Below are 14,748 nucleotides of genomic sequence, written 5' to 3'. Positions count from 1 at the left end.
GACATGGCGACATGGACTAGCACTGAAGCGCGCGCTTCGCCCCTGACGAATCGTGTAGGCAGGTGCGGGCCCGGCGTTCCCGGAGGGATTCTGCCTGCATGCCGACGATCGACGAAACCCGGGCTCGGTCGACGCACATTTCCGGCGGCTCTATGGTGGGCATTCGATGAGGCGAAATCAGTCCGGCCGCGAGGCGACCTTGGCGCACCTGGAGGGACTCGGATCCTCGCTGATGCATACCGTCCGCGTCTGGCAGGTCGCTCCGGTTCGCACCCGATGGACCGCCGTGCTGCCCGTCCGGGCAGGATGCGAGGAGGCGGCGCGGCGGTGGGTGACCGAGGCACTGGCGCGGAACCCGGACATGGGAGGGGGACCCCCGCGCAACGCATTAGGGTTGTTCGAGCCAGGGGACGGCCGTCGTGGGCTGCGCTTCCACCCGAGTGACAGCGCCCCGCGGCTGCCTGCCGCGCTCTACCTCGAGTTCATGCCGGCCGGCGCTGACATGGTGTATGCGCAGTACGAACTGGCGCATCGCATCCTCGAGAGTGCCGCGCCGCTGCTCGAGGATGCGCGCTGGTACGCCATCCTGACGCAGTGTGAGGACATTCTCGACTGCTGGGAGCTCGCGGCGGGTCGGCTGCGCTACGAGCGGCACCTGACGGAAGAAGAGCGGGCCCGAGAGATGCTGCAACAGCTCGAGCCATCGCTCCAGGGCCGTCTGGACTGACTGCGTGGTTCAGATGGGCCACGCTGCCTGGGAAACTGGCCCCAGCACGGGGACCACCTCAGAACATGTAGTGTTGAGCGCCAGACCGTAGTGACCCCCAATGCCCAAGCCCCCTGCCGCGCCCCAGAGGGGAGCACGGCCTGCGCGGGCGTGTGTCCAATGAGGGCTGCACGGCTTCTCCACCGGCCTGGCGCACAGCTCGGCGGAACCTGTCAGCGTCTCTCCTCGGCACCTCTGCTCCAGCCCCCATCCTCACCAGGCTTTCTCTTCGCCCTATGCGTCGGACGGGGACGCGCTGGAAGGGGAGCGCGTGGGCAACGACGTCCGCTTCGTCGTCACGGACTCGCGCAAGCAGACGTATGTCTTCAGTGGCAAGGTGAGCGGGGAAGGGCTGCTCGGCACTGCGGACTCCCCGGACAGCAACAACCCGAAGACGCGCGTGATGCATGCCTTCACCGGCCGGCTTCTCCCCGCGCGTCCCGCCGGTCCGCCGCGCGTGCACGACTTCAAGCCGACCACGTGGTCCAACGAGTTCTCCGCCCACCGCGCGCCGGTCCTCACGGTGTGGCCGGCGGACACCGTGCGCACGACGACGCTCGACTCCGGTGGCATGGATGCGCAGGGCGTCACACGCGCGCTCTTCGGCAATCCACAGACGGGCCCCTTCTTCGTCGCCACCGCGAACCCTGGGGACACGCGGGTCATCCGGCTCAAGCGTCTGCGATTGAACCGGACGTTCGCGGACAGCCTGGATGGCATCGTGGGCCGGGCCCTCACGCCGGGCCTCGCGGCGAAGGCGACGGGGCTGGGCAAGCCCGTGCGCTGGACGCTGGACCTGGAGCGCGGCGTCGCGACCCCGGAGTCCCCCACAGAGCGCCTGAAGGGCTTCACCGTCCCGTTGCGCCCCATGCTGGGGAGCAGGTGCTGGGCAGCTCCGTGCAGTACGTCGTCGCGAACCTCGCAGGGCGCAGCGTGGGCGTCGTCGCGAAACTGGAGAAGGCGCGGCTTTCGCCCCTGCGCCCCGCCGCGAAAGAGGCCGCCCCCTGTTGCCTCCCGGTCCACCCGGCAACGCGCTTCTGTAGCCTGCCAGTCCACGACCGCGGCGCGTGCCCGCGCTGCCCGAGCGAGAAACCGCCCGCGCGTCGCCCCGGGCCCGCTGGTACGGCACGTGAAGGGTCACGCGGCTCCTGGCTCGCCGGGAACGGGCGCGCGGCGCGTCCGGTTCATGCGGAAGGGAGACAGACCGGTGCCGGGCCTCGTGACGTCACTTCCGGGCGTTGAGGATGTGCTGGAGCAACTGCCGCGAGATGCGCAGCAGCTTCGCCGCGCCGCGCACGCTGCCCTCGGACTTCGCCAGGGCCTCGTCCACCAGCGTGTCCCGGACGACGCCCTCCAACTGGTGCAGTGGCACCTGTCCGGCGCTCGCCCGCAGCGCGTGCACCAGGTCGGGGGGCCGCGACAGCGTCCGCGTCCACACCTCCTCCAGCCGCGCCAGGTCCAGGGGCTTGGGGAGGAAGGCCCGCACGCCCCCCGAGGCCAGCCGGAAGGCCTGCTCGGCGGTGGCGTTGCCGCTGATGGCGATGACATGCGGCAGGGGCTCCACCGCCTGCAGGTCCTCCAGCAACGTGTCGCTGGTGCCGTCCGGAAGGCTGACGTCCAGCAGCACGGCGTCCGGAGGGTGCTCCTTCAACACCCGCCGTGCCGCGGCGAGCGTCGCCACGTGGGTGATGTGCTCGGCGTGGGCGCGCAGCGCGTCCTCCAGCACCGAAGCCAACCGCTCCGAGTCCTCCACCAGCAAGAGATGTCGCACCCGTCCCACCCTTGAAGCCTAGCACCTATGTCTGAACACCCTCCGCCGGCCATGCCGGAACAGATTGCCCAGCGTGTGCTGTCGGACGCCTCCAACGACGGCGAGGCGTTGGTGAGCGCTGTGCGCATGGTGTTCTGCGGGCTCGTGCTGACGCGGTTCCTGCTGCTGGGCGGCCTCCACGCGGAGGGCGGTGTGCCGGCGGCGCTGGTGGAATTGCCCGTGCTGGGCTTCGCCATCGGGGCCTCGGCGGTCGCGAGGTGGGCGGCCCGGCGGCGCCTGTTCGGGACGGGCCTGCTGGTCGCATCCTCCGTGCTGGACGCGGTGTTCGCCCATGCCTCGTTGCTGTCCACGCTGGTGTGGCACGGCCCCCACTACACGGGGCTTCTACGCATGCCCGATCCGTCCGCCGCCGTCGCGGTCGTGTTCATCACCGCGCTGCGGCTGTCGCCCCGCGCCGCCTGGGCGGGCACGGCCGCCAACCTGCTGCTGATGGGTGGACTCGTCGCGCTGGACTTCCAGTGGAACGCCCGCTTCGTCACCTACGGCATGTCGGAGGTGGCGCTGCTCCTCATCTTCATCGGCAGCGTGGGGGCGGTGGCCTCCCTGGCCTGCGACGTCGCGCGTCGGATGGTGCTCAAGGCGGGGTGCGAGAGTGCTCGCGTCGAAAGGACCCGTCGGCACCTGGACCTGATGCTCCGGGAGCACCATGACGTGAGGACGCTGTTGTCCTCGGCGCGGCTGCGCGCGGACCTCCTCGTCCGCGACCCTGGCAGTGACGCGCGTTCGCGCTACGCCCAGGCGCTCGTGCAGGACCTGAGCGAGCTGGGGGACTTCGTGTCCAGCGTGAAGTCCCGCACGCTGGGCGAACTGGCGATGATCGATGAAGCCGAGCTGGTGGACGTGGGCGCCACGCTGCACCACGCGGCGGACGTCGTCCGGTCGCGCTTCTCCCACGTCCACATCGTCGTGGGGACGGATGCGCCCGACACGTCAGGGCGCCAGGCGCCGCGCGCCCGCATCGTCGGTGGGGAGCGCGGGCTGTCCCACGTGGTGACCAACCTGCTCGTGAATGCCTGCGAAGGCGACGGACAGCGCGGGGCCCGCACGGTCCGGGTGAGCGTGGAGCCGGATGGCAATCCACTGCTCATCCGCCTTCGCGTCAGTGACGACGGGCCCGGCTTCCGCGCGGGCCTGCTGGAGGGCACGCGCCCCTGGGGTGGCACCACCAAGCGGGATGGCTCGGGGCTGGGGATGCTCCTGGTGGGAGGGCTGGTCGAGGCGAGCGGCGGCTCCCTCTTCGCCTCCAGCCCGCCCGGAGGCGGCGCGAGGGTGGATGTGTTGCTGCCGTCCGGGGCCTGAGCTTCAGGCGCGCTGGGGCCGCGCCTCCATTCGAGGGACGGCGTTGGACGTGCCTCCCCACGCCATCCCAAAGCCCAGGTGGGCGACGAGCATCAGCGCCAGCGGCTCCCGGAGGTCCTGACCGAAGGCGGGAAGCAACTGGAGCACCCCCGAGAGCAGCGCGCAGCCCATGAGCCCCCCGACGCAGGTGCGCGTCCACCGCTCCGCGCGAGCGCTCCCGAAAGCCAGGCCGATGCCCAAGGGGACGAGCGCGAGGGCGAATGGATTGAACAGCAGCAGGCCCTCGCTGCCGCGCAGTGCGGAGTGTTCGGAGTAGCGCGTCAGCAGCAGTCCCACGAAGCCCACCGCGCCGGACAGCAGCCCGAACAGCGCGTGGTACAGCCCGAAGGCGATGCGGGCCCCGGGCGTCGCGCCGCGCCTTCGCAGGTTGGACAGCACCACCGCCCCGCCCGCGACGACCGCCCCCACGAGGAACAGGTGCGGGAGCGCGGAGGTGCCGGCCTCCTGGTCGGAGGAAGGCCGCGCGCGGGACACGTATACGTCCACCCGTCCTCGCGGCACGGACGAGGTGTCGAGCAGCCGCGCCAGCTCCCGGGGGACGAAGGCCTCCTCCCAGCGCGTCCGGGGCGCGTCCATGACGTCGTTCACCCACGTCAGGAGCAACAGGCTCACGACCGGGCTGTGCCGGGTGTGGCGCCGCAGGTGCTCGCGCCAGGTGAAGCGCGCGGGCAGCGAGGCGTCCGCGCGGAGCGAACCTTCCAAGGCGTCGTCCAGGGCGTCCCGCACGCGCGTCGCGCAGTTGTTGTCGGTGGGGTGATACGCGTAGAGGCGGTGCTCGGGGCTCACGTCCCGTTCGAGCCGGACCAGCAATCGCTGCCGTGCTCGCAGGGGGAGGCGCAGCTCCTGCGCGGTGATGGAGCGGTCCTCGCGCTGGTAGGTGGCGAACGTGTGCGCCGCCGGGAGGCGCGCGGCCCAGAAGGGCTGATGTCGCACGAGGAAGTGGAGCGGGCTGCCCTGTCCCTCCTGCGTCGTCATCCCGTAGCTGTAGAGGAAGTCGGTGCGCAGGCGCGTGTCCTCGACCCACAGCGCGCTGTGTCCGAAGAGTTGGTGCGCGTCCGGTCCCGGGCCGAACGTCACCAGCTTCACGCGCAGGTCCTCGGGATGTTCGCCAAAGCCCGGGGGCAGCGCGGCCTGCGCGGAGGGGCTCCCCAGCCATCCCCCGAGCCATCCGATGAGCAGCAGCAGGAAGCGGTGTCGGGCCATGAGCGCGGTATCGCGCGAGCGCTGGGCCCGGGGCAGTGCAAGAAGTTTGGCAGTGTTCGCGCCGGGGGCTTCCCGGCAGGGTGTTTGAAGCCCGCGCCTCTGGGAGGCGGCGGGTGACGTGTCTGTCCCCTCTGCCCGAACCTCACGAAAGAGAAGCCTGTCATGACTGGAATCCGCTCCCTGGGCGCTGTCTCCCGCCGCGCCTTCGCCACCCTCGTCGCCACCCTCGCCCTGGCCGTCGTCACCCTGTCGCCCGGTGATGCGTTCGCCATCGACGATGCCCACCGCATCACCCAGCTCACGGTGACCATCGTCACGGGCGGGGACGACCTGCGCACCGCGAGCAACGCGGTGGCTTCGCTCCGCTATACGAACACGTCGGGCAACCAGCTCGTCACCAGCTTCAACCTGAACAACGGCGCGTCGTGGCCCAATTACTCCACGAAGACGGTCACCTTCGCGACGCCGGCCGGCATCTACCAGGGGCTGCTGCTGGACTTCGCCATCCAGTTCACCTCCGGCCAGCCGGACATCTTCTCCACGGGCGACAACTGGAACATGAACGCCATCACGGTGACGGCCCGCATGGCGGACGGCTCCAACGTCATCATCATCAGCCAGGCGGGCAGCCCCCTGCACCGCTTCCAGAGCGACACCAACACCCGCTGGGTCACCGCGTTCTAAAGCTCGGCACGATGGGGGGCCCGGTGCACCGCGCGGGACGATGAGGTAGGCCAGGGTGTGACGCTCCTGGCCGGGGAGACCCCGTCGCCCCGCCGGGCGCGCTGGAAGAAATGCCGTGTCGATTTCGCGGCCCCTCGTTCGACGTGGAAGTGAAGCCTCCTGCAGACCGTCTTCACGCTTGCGCCCGTTGAGGGCGGCACCCGCGTGAGCTGGCGCATGGAGGGGGAGAACACCCTGATGGGCAAGGCGCTCTCGCTCGTCGAGAACATGGACACGATGCTGGGCAGGGACTTCGAGAAGGGGCTCGCGAACCTGGACGCCGCGGCGCGGAGCGGGACGCAGAGCGCCCGGGCCGACACCGCGATGCCCGCTTCCGCGCTCTAACCGAGCGCTGCGTACGCCGCCTTCGAGAACGCCACGGCGAAGGCTTCGTCGTCGGGGCCCGACATGATCCGTTGGGTCAGGAGGATGGCCGTCAGGTCCTGGTCCGTGTCGATGAAGAACGTGGTGCCGAAGCCGCCCGCCTAGCCATAGCGACCAGCCGTGGGGGGAGATGCCATCCGGCCGCGGACCCAGGAGCGCACGCCGCGGGTGGATGGGCCGGGTTGCTCAAGCAGGAGCTTCGCGCTGGATGTGTTCGCCTGCGGCAGGTGAGGAGGCAGGCGCCGGGGGCAGGCGTATCTGACGGCTTCCAGTGGGGGGCGTGCCATCCCGGGAGCACCTGGAACTCACGTTGCCTGGGAGACTGGCCCCAGCACGGGGGCCACCCCAGAACGCGGGGTGTTGAGCGCCAAGCCGCAGTGGCCCCCATGCCCAAGTCCCCTGCCGCGCCCCAAAGGGGAGCACGGCCTGAGCGGGCGTGTGTCCAATGAGAACTGCAAGGCCTCTCCACTGGCCTGGCGCACAGCTTGCGGCACCCGTCAGCGTCCCGCCTCGGCACCTCTGCACCTGCCCTCACCCTCAACAGGCCTTCTCTTCGCCCGACGCGTCGCAGGATCTGACAGCGATGGGAAGAAGCGGCAGGCTCCCGTTCCATGGCGCCGCGCAAGAAGGGCAAGCACTGGTACGGAACGGGGCTGGAGGATGCGCGGCTGGAAATGGGACGGTTCAGCCAGCTCAATGGCTACCCGGCGACCCGGTTCCACGAAGCGAGCTGCCCTTGTGGGGCACCCACCTTCACCCTGGACCAGGACGAAGACGAGGGCGTCGCGAGGAGGACCTGCTCGGGCTGTGGCGCGGTCCAGTGGGTAGGGGACAGCTCCGAGTACGCCGACTCCGCGGAACTCCAACGCAGCGAGTGCCTCTGTGGCGCGGTGGCATTCCAGATCGTGTCGGGTGTGGCGCTGTACGAAGGGACGAAGGACGTCCGCTGGCTCTACGTCGCGTGCTTCTGTCCCGCTTGCGGGCTCATCGGGGTGTACGCCGATTGGAAGTGCGAAGGCGGTGACGCGGATGCCTTCCTCGCCAGGACCTGAAGTGCGCGTCTGCGCATTCCCGCCCAGCTTGGATGGGAGGGCGGGCGCTCGCGCTGGGAGTCAGCTGCGATCCTGACGCATTTCGCGTATGGGAGGGAGCCATGAGCACAGGTCGTGTCATGGGATTGGCGGCGCGTGTCGCCCTGCTGGCGGTGTGGGGCTGTGTCCTCGGCGTATCGTGTGTGAAGCGACCTGTGGACTACGCACGGGAACAGGCGCGAACCCTCGCGCCAGCGAAGTTGGAGTCCTCGTCGCAGCCCTCGACGGGGCCGGTCCGGAAGATTCGGGTCCGGGTCTACGCGGACTCGGACTATCGGGAGCAGGTGGTGCGCTGGCGAAGCAGTGTCGTGTCCCAATTGCAGCGCGCGAGCGCGGTGATGCAGGGGCAGCTGGGCGTTGTCTTCGAGCTTGAGTCGACGCGCGAGTGGGCGCATCGAGGTGTCGAAGGCGAGTTGGAGGGTTCACTGACCGCGCTGGAGCAGACGGATCCGGGCGAGGACGTGGACCTGGTGGTCGGCTTCGTCTCCGCGCTCAAGCTCTTCTCCTCCGCGCAGCATGAGTTGGGCATGGCCCGGCTGTTCGGACGTCACTGCGTGCTGCGCGAGATGGGAAACCCGGAGGAGGTCCGCGCCATCATGGAGGCGCTGATCCACCTGCCCCAGGACGAGCGGCAGACGCTCTACCAGGAGCGGAAGATGCACAAGGAGACGTCCATCTTCCTCCACGAGTGGGCGCACACGCTGGGGGCATTCCACGTGCGCAGCTCGCACTGGATGATGTTCCCGAGCTACGCACCGAATCAGGCGGCCTTCACATCGCAGACCCTGGCGTTGCTCAAAACCAGCCTTCGCCATGCTTCGGCGGGTCGTCGCGATGACGCTGCCGCGCGGGTCTGGGCGAGCGAGCTGGGGGCACTGCTGGCTTCGACGTCCTCGCCGGACTGGGAGGGACCGGAGAAGGAGGCTGTCGTCGAATGGCTCGCGAAGGTTCGCGAGGGCAAGGCGCCGCTGGTCGTTCACCAGCCCCAGGCCCCCCTGCCTCTGGAGGACCGGCGCCGGTTCGACGAAATCCTCGCGCTCGAGAAGGCGGGACGCGTGGAGGTCGCCGCCCAGCAGCTGGAGCCCCTCGCGCGACGCTACCCGGGGGACTTCCTCGTCCAAAGGCTGGCCTGCTACCTGGACACGCGTGTCGCCCCCAAGCTGCCGGCGACCCGGGAGAAGTGCGAGGCCGTCGCCGGGAAATTCCCCTCCGAGCCCGCCCCCTTGTTCCTGCTCGCGACCCTGGCCCTCCAACAGGGGCAGCACCTGGAGGCGCAAGGCCAGCTCGTGCGGGCGCGGCAACGGATGGAAACAAATCCTGGAACACCGCCAGAAGTCTGGGGAGACCTCGCGGCCTTCTTCAAGGAGACCTCCTCCGTCACGTGGGCGGAGCAGGCCATCCAGAAGGCGGGCAATGACTCTAGGACCGAGCCTCTGCGGACCTGGGCTCGGCAGGCTCGACGCTGGAAGGCGCTGCCCGTGGATGTCTCCATGAGCGGTGTCGCGGCGGAGCGGGAGGGAGAGTTCATCCGCGCGGCGAAGGAGGTCGAGGATTCCCTCGACAAGGGGCAGGCGACGAAGGCCCAGGCACGACTCACCTGGCTCAGGCGGGAGTTCCCGCGCGCGGCGGTGCTGCACGTATTGGACTGCGAAGGCCACCTGCGCGCTGGCAGGACGGGGCCTGCGAAAGCGGCGTGTCGGCAGGCCGTGGCCGCGCACGAGGAGGCGGTGCAGGCGCACTTCATCCTGGGATGGCTGGCCTGCACGTCGGGTCCCCGCGAGGAGGCACGTACGCACCTGGAGCGTGTCGTGGCGCTGGAGCCCTTGCACAAGCAAGCGTGGCAGCTCCTGGCGGAGCAGTACCGCGCCGTGGGGATGGCGGAGGCGCTGAAGACGCTCCAGGGGCGCTATCGTGAGCAATTCGCCCAGGAACTGCGCTGAGGCGCGGCGCCCGTCCTCACCCACGCCGTCGACCTGGAGCTCCTGCGTCGTTATCACCTCGCGATGGATGCGCGTGTCACCCACGCGCTGGCGCTCCTCGCGCCGCTACCCGCCAGGGGCACAGGACCCGGAGGGCCAACGCGCGCGCCGCTTCGATGAAGAGGCGCAGCGGGGTGGAGCGCCGCGAGCGGCTGCTTCAGCTCCGGGCGGCTGGCGGCGGCATGGGGGGCGCGGTGCGCTGCCATGCTTCCAGTTCCTGCACGCGCCCCAGCCAGGCCCGGAGGTTCGCGTAGCCTTCGATGGGCAGTCGCGCCGGGCCCGCGAGGGCGAACGACGCGGCGAGCGAGAGGTCCGCGAGCGTCAGGCGCTCCTGCGTGACCCACGTCCTGCCCGCCAGGTGCGAGTCCAGCACGGGCGCGGTCTGCGCGAAGAGGGCCTCGCCGCGCGCGACCTCGGTGGGGTCCGGCGGCCCGCGGCCGGTGCGCTGCTTCACGAAGTTCTCCAAAACGAGCACCGTGTTCGCCGGGGCCATGTGGGACGAGCACCAGAACAGCCAGCGGTTCACGTCGGCGCGGCCCTGCGCGTCCGTCGGGAGCAGGGTCTGCCCCGGGGTCTTCTCGGCGAGGTACACCATGATGGCGCGCGACTCCCAGAGCACGAAGCCGCCGTCGTCCAGGACGGGGACGCGCCCGTTGGGGTTGATGCCCAGGTACGACGCCTCGCGCTGCTTGCCCGTGGTGAGGTCCACCACGATGCGCTCGAGGGGAATGTCGAGGTGGGCGGCCACGAGCAGCACGCGGCGCGAGTTTCCGGACAGGGGGTGGAAGTAGAGCTTCAAGACGGACCTCCGGGACGAAACGGGTGGAGGGGGAGGACCTATCCACCCGGGGTGACAAGGGACTGTCAGGTATCGTCAGGGGTGCAGTGGCCCAAATGTCCCGACCCGGGTGGCTCCCCGCCCACTGCCGGCTGGCACAGCGGGTGAAAGGACGGCCAGCGGCGGGATTCGCGCTGGGCTATCAGGGAGGAAGGCTCCTTTTGGCGCGATGCCATGACGGGCGCCGAAGGGACTCCTCGTGAAGAAGCAGCCCACCTCCCCCCCGCCGCCACGCCCCCGCGACGAAGACGCGGGCGCGAAGACGTTCCTGGAGCGCTTCCCGGTGGTGGGGATTGGCGCCTCCGCGGGCGGCCTGCCGGCCATCCTGTCCCTGCTGGAGCACCTGCCTGCGCGGACGGGGATGGCGTTCGTGTTCGTGCAGCACCTGTCCCCCCAGCACGAGAGCGCGCTGCCGGAGCTGCTGGGCCGGGGGACGGCGATGCCGGTGGTGGAGGCGTCCGAGGGCCTCACGCTCACGCCGGATCACCTCTACGTCAACCCGTCGGGCGTCAGCCTGACGCTGGAGCGCGGGGCGCTGCACCTGGGGCCGCCGCACAGCTCGCAGCAGGGACTGAGGCTCATCGACGACTTCCTGGCATCGCTCGCGGAGCAGGCGCCGGGCCGGGCCATCGGGGTCATCCTGTCCGGCACGGGCTCCGACGGCACCCGGGGGCTGCAGGCCGTGCGCGAGGCGGGCGGCACCACCCTGGCCCAGGAGCCGACGTCCGCCCACTTCGACGGCATGCCCCGGAGCGCCATCGCGGCGGGCTGCGTGGATCACATCCTGCCTCCCGAGGGCATGGCGGAGGCCCTCGCGCAGCTCGCCCACCTGGGCACGCTCGCGCCCCAGGCCCGCGCGGTACCGGACGCGGCCGTGTCCCCGGCGCTTCCGGAGGAGGGGCTGCAGCGGGTCTTCCGGTTGCTGCGCGAAGGCGTGGGCGTGGACTTCACGCACTACAAGCCCAGCACCATCCACCGGCGGCTGGAGCGACGGATGCTTCTGTGCAAGGTGGCGGACCTGGACACCTATGTCCGCCACCTGGAGGCGCACCCGGAGGAGCTGGACCTGCTCCACCAGGACCTGCTCATCCACGTCACCAGCTTCTTCCGGGACGCCCCCGCCTTCGAAGCGCTCCAGCAGAAGGTCTTCCCGGAGCTCTTCCAGGGCCGCCCGCCCGAGCGGCCCTTCCGCGTCTGGGTCCCCGGCTGCTCCACGGGCGAGGAGGTCTACTCGCTCGTCATGTGCCTGATGGAGTACCTGGGCGCCTCGGCCACGGGCCACTCCGTCCAGGTGTTCGCGACGGACGTGAGCGCGACGGCCATCGAGCAGGCTCGCACCGCCGTCTACCCGGAGGCCAGCGTCTCCGGCGTGTCGCCCGAGCGCCTGCTCCGCTTCTTCGTGAAGACGGAGGGCGGCTATCAGATCCACAAGTCGTTGCGGAACGTCTGCGTCTTCGCGCAGCAGAACCTGGTGAGCGATCCGCCCTTTTCGCGGGTGGACCTCATCAGCTGCCGCAACGTCCTCATCTACCTGGGCCCGGTGCTGCAGAAGAAGATCCTGCCCGTCTTCCACTACGCCCTGCGCCCGGGTGGGTTCCTGATGCTGGGCACGTCGGAGACGGTGGGCGCTTCCGCGGACCTGTTCTCCCTGGTGGACAAGCGCAACAAGCTCTACCGGAAGAAGAACACCGCCCCCCCGCAGAGCCTCTCCTTCACCTATCGGGAGTCCCCGGCGGAGCGCCCCTCCAGCGCGCGGCGCAAGCTGGAGCCCAGGGGCGCGGACCTGGATGCGCAGCATGAGGCGGACCGGCTGGTGCTCGCCCGCTACGGGCCCCCGGGCGTCATCGTCAACGAGGACCTGGAGATCCTCCACTTCCGGGGCCACACCGGGCCCTACCTCGAACCGCTCCCAGGGGTCGCGAGCCTCAACCTCATCCGGATGGCGCGCGAGGGGCTGTCGCTGGAGCTCAGGTCGGCCCTGCACCGGGCGAAGAAGGACGACAGCCGGGTGCGCAAGGAGGGGCTGCTGCTGTCGGAGGGGGCCCGGCAACGCAAGGTCAACCTGGAGGTGCACCCGCTGCGCGCCGCGCACGCGGGCAAGGCGCACTGCTTCCTCGTGCTCTTCGAGGAGGCGCAGGAGGCCGCCCCGGCCTCGGAGCGCGAGGGCCACGCCTCCGCGCCCGACGGACGCGAGGACGAGCACCGGCGCGAGGCGGAGTGGCTGCGCGAGGAGCTGCTCATGACGCAGGAGCACCTGCAGACGGTCACGGAGGAGCAGGAGGCCACGTACGAGGAGCTGCGCTCCACCACCGAGGAGCTCCAGTCCAGCAACGAGGAGCTGCAGTCCACCAACGAGGAACTGGAAACCGCCAAGGAGGAGTTGCAGTCCACCAACGAGGAGCTGACCACCGTCAACGAGGAGCTGCAGAACCGCAACCTCGAGCTCGGCCAGCTCAACAGCGACCTGAGCAACCTGATTGGCAGCACCCACATCGCCACCGTGATGCTGGGCAACGACCACCGCATCCGCCGCTTCACCCCCATGGCGGAGGAGGTGCTGAAGCTCTCGTCCTCGGACATCGGCCGCCCCCTGCGAGACGTGAAGCTGGCGCTGCCCCTGCCGGACCTGGAGGCCGCCGTGACCGAGGTCACCGGGCGGCTGAGCGTCATCGAGCAGGAGGTGCGCGACAGCAACGGGCACTGGTATTCGCTGCGCCTGCGCCCCTACAAGTCAGTGGACAACAAAATCGAAGGCGCGGTGATGACGCTCCTGGACATCGACCGGCTCAAGAGCAGCCTCGACGAGTCCCGGCGGTCCCGCGAGTACGCCAGGGCCATCGTGGAGACGATGCGCGAGCCCTTCCTGGTGCTGGACGCGGGCCTGCATGTCATCAACGTCAACCCGGCCTTCTACGCCACCTTCCAGGTGAGCGAGGAGCAGACCCTGGGGCACCCGCTCTACACGCTCGGCAATGGCCAGTGGAACATCCCCCAGCTGCGCCACCTGCTGGAGGAGATCCTGCCCTTGAACAAACACCTGCGGGACTTCGTGATGGAGCACGATTTCGACACCATCGGGCACAGGCGCATGCTGCTCAATGCTCGCCAGCTCTCCAGCGGTACGGGCGATGTGCCGTACCTGTTGCTTTCCATTGAGGATATAACCCGGAGGACCTGAGCACCTGGGAGGGCCCTGCGCTGGAGGGTTCCCTGCCCGGGAGGGCTTCAGGTGAGTGTGATTTGAGTGGGGGAGTCCATGGATGGGCGACGTAGCGGGATGACCCGGGCGGACCTCACCCAGGCGATACAGGAATTGGAGAACAGCCCCAGCGCTCCGGACGAGCTGCGCGGGCTGCTGCGGGAGCTGCAGCGCCACCAGCTGGAGCTGGAGATGCAGAACCGCGAGCTGCAGGAGGCCCATCAGGCATTGGAGGAGTCCCGCAACCGCTACATGGAGCTGTACGACTTCGCGCCCATGGCCTGCGTGAGCCTGGATGCGAAGGCCTGCATCCAGGATCTCAACCTCACGGGCGCGGGGCTGCTGGGACAGGACCGCACGCACCTGCAGGGGATGCCGTTCACGCCCTTCGTGGACCCGGCCGACCTGGGCCGCTTCTTCGCCCACGTGCGCCAGTGCATCGACGGGGAGACGGTGAGCACGGAGTTGCGGCTGCGCATCGCGCGGAGGCGGATTGAAGTCCGGCTCCACAGCGCGCCGCTCGAGGACGGGAGGCTGCCGGGGCGCATGTGCCGGACCGCCATCATCGACATCACCGAGCTGCGGCAGATGCAGGTGCGCCTGAGCATGTCCGAGCGCCTGGCGGTGGTCGGCACGCTCGCGGCGGGGATTGCCCACGAGGTCAACAACCCGCTGGCCTTCCTCATGGGCAGCCTGAGCCTGGCCACGCACGCGCTGCGGGCCCCGGCACCGGCGACGGTGGATGCGGAGCTGCTCGCCTCCACGCGCCACCACACCGGTGCGACGCAGGCGCTCGAAGCGCTGTCCCATGCGCAGGCCGGCGCCGAGCGCATCCAGGACATCGTCAAGGACCTGGTCACCTTCGCCCGCCCCACCGCACCTCAGGGGCGCAGCGTCGACGTGGAGCAGGTGCTGGAGCTGGCCCTGAAGATGGCCACGGTGGAGATCCGCCACCGGGCCCACGTCGTGCGGGACTACGTGAAGGTGCCGGAGGTCGTCGCCGACAGCGTCCGGCTGGGCCAGGTCTTCCTCAACCTGCTGGTGAACGCGGCCCAGGCCATTCCGGAGGGGATGGCCTCCCGCCATGAAATCCGCGTGCGCCTCCGGACCTCCGACGAGGGCGTGCTCGTGCAGGTCCAGGACACGGGCGAGGGCATCGCGCCGGACGTCCTGGAGCACATCTTCGACCCCTTCTTCACCACGAAGCGGATGGGCCAGGGCCTGGGGCTGGGGCTCGCCATCAGCCACAGCCTGGTCGCCCAGATGAACGGGAGCATCCGCGTGGAGAGCACGCCCGGCGCGGGCAGCACCTTCACCGTCCAGCTCCCGGCGTCCTCGGCGCCGCGAGAGGCCCCCGTGGCGCACGCCCCACGCG

Annotated in this window: 12 protein-coding genes; 8 read left to right on the top strand and 4 right to left on the bottom strand. The window is 69.9% G+C overall.

Annotated features, from left to right (window positions below):
- Nucleotides 1-331 precede the first annotated feature (331 nt).
- A complete protein-coding gene (locus D7W81_RS32090) occupies nt 332-727 on the top strand; it encodes a hypothetical protein (protein ID WP_147445696.1) in 396 nt (131 codons plus the stop codon).
- 273 nt (nt 728-1,000) lie between these two features.
- Here the strand turns inward: D7W81_RS32090 and D7W81_RS42575 are convergent, their stop codons facing one another.
- Nucleotides 1,001-1,423 carry a hypothetical protein gene (locus D7W81_RS42575; protein WP_158621740.1) on the bottom strand — a complete coding sequence of 141 codons (423 nt, stop codon included), beginning with the start codon at nt 1,421-1,423 and terminating at the stop codon, nt 1,001-1,003.
- Between the two features lie 568 nt (nt 1,424-1,991).
- On the bottom strand, nt 1,992-2,537 hold the full coding sequence (locus D7W81_RS32080; RefSeq protein WP_244227560.1) for a response regulator: 546 nt from the start codon (nt 2,535-2,537) through the stop codon (nt 1,992-1,994).
- Nucleotides 2,538-2,564: 27 nt separating this feature from the next.
- Here D7W81_RS32080 and D7W81_RS32075 point away from each other — a divergent pair, with 27 nt between their 5' ends.
- Nucleotides 2,565-3,896, top strand: coding sequence for an ATP-binding protein (locus D7W81_RS32075; protein WP_120559211.1), 1,332 nt, complete (start codon nt 2,565-2,567; stop codon nt 3,894-3,896).
- A 3-nt stretch (nt 3,897-3,899) separates the two neighbouring features.
- On the opposite strand, the gene D7W81_RS32070 is transcribed toward D7W81_RS32075, so the two are convergent.
- Nucleotides 3,900-5,159: a lipoprotein N-acyltransferase Lnb domain-containing protein gene (locus tag D7W81_RS32070; RefSeq protein WP_120559210.1), complete on the bottom strand. Its 1,260-nt coding sequence runs from the start codon at nt 5,157-5,159 to the stop codon at nt 3,900-3,902.
- A 162-nt stretch (nt 5,160-5,321) separates the two neighbouring features.
- Between D7W81_RS32070 and D7W81_RS32065 the strand changes: the two genes are divergently transcribed.
- The 4 genes from D7W81_RS32065 (at nt 5,322) to D7W81_RS32045 (ending at nt 9,297) form a co-directional block, all read left to right on the top strand.
- A complete protein-coding gene (locus tag D7W81_RS32065) occupies nt 5,322-5,843 on the top strand; it encodes a hypothetical protein (protein WP_120559209.1) in 522 nt (173 codons plus the stop codon).
- A gap of 204 nt (nt 5,844-6,047) precedes the next feature.
- The gene (locus tag D7W81_RS32060) at nt 6,048-6,227 is read left to right on the top strand and encodes an SRPBCC family protein (RefSeq protein ID WP_208721543.1); all 180 of its coding nucleotides are present in this window, start codon (nt 6,048-6,050) and stop codon (nt 6,225-6,227) included.
- A gap of 650 nt (nt 6,228-6,877) precedes the next feature.
- Nucleotides 6,878-7,318: a hypothetical protein gene (locus D7W81_RS32050; protein WP_120559206.1), complete on the top strand. Its 441-nt coding sequence runs from the start codon at nt 6,878-6,880 to the stop codon at nt 7,316-7,318.
- A gap of 182 nt (nt 7,319-7,500) precedes the next feature.
- Entirely contained in the window at nt 7,501-9,297 is a 1,797-nt protein-coding gene (locus tag D7W81_RS32045; RefSeq protein WP_147445695.1) for a tetratricopeptide repeat protein, read from the top strand.
- A gap of 196 nt (nt 9,298-9,493) precedes the next feature.
- Here the strand turns inward: D7W81_RS32045 and D7W81_RS32040 are convergent, their stop codons facing one another.
- Complete coding sequence (locus tag D7W81_RS32040) at nt 9,494-10,135, bottom strand: glutathione S-transferase family protein (protein ID WP_120559204.1); 642 nt, start codon at nt 10,133-10,135, stop codon at nt 9,494-9,496.
- A gap of 238 nt (nt 10,136-10,373) precedes the next feature.
- On the opposite strand from D7W81_RS32040, the gene D7W81_RS32035 reads away from it, so the two are divergent.
- The gene (locus D7W81_RS32035; protein WP_120559203.1) at nt 10,374-13,352 is read left to right on the top strand and encodes a chemotaxis protein CheB; all 2,979 of its coding nucleotides are present in this window, start codon (nt 10,374-10,376) and stop codon (nt 13,350-13,352) included.
- 78 nt (nt 13,353-13,430) lie between these two features.
- A partial coding sequence (locus tag D7W81_RS32030; protein ID WP_147445694.1) for a two-component system sensor histidine kinase NtrB occupies nt 13,431-14,748 on the top strand: 1,318 nt, incomplete at its 3' end.

It is taken from the genome of Corallococcus aberystwythensis (genome assembly GCF_003612165.1).
Classification (GTDB): domain Bacteria; phylum Myxococcota; class Myxococcia; order Myxococcales; family Myxococcaceae; genus Corallococcus; species Corallococcus aberystwythensis.
The sequence above is the reverse complement of the archived record's forward strand: the minus strand, read 5'-3'. Positions and strand labels throughout refer to the sequence as shown.

What these genes read in the sequence shown, in the direction of transcription:
- D7W81_RS32075 (WP_120559211.1), top strand. Translation starts at nt 2,565, where the DNA reads ATGTCTGAACACCCTCCGCCGGCCATGCCGGAACAGATTGCCCAGCGT.
- D7W81_RS32070 (WP_120559210.1), bottom strand. Translation starts at nt 5,159, where the DNA reads ATGGCCCGACACCGCTTCCTGCTGCTGCTCATCGGATGGCTCGGGGGA.
- D7W81_RS32065 (WP_120559209.1), top strand. Translation starts at nt 5,322, where the DNA reads ATGACTGGAATCCGCTCCCTGGGCGCTGTCTCCCGCCGCGCCTTCGCC.
- D7W81_RS32050 (WP_120559206.1), top strand. Translation starts at nt 6,878, where the DNA reads ATGGCGCCGCGCAAGAAGGGCAAGCACTGGTACGGAACGGGGCTGGAG.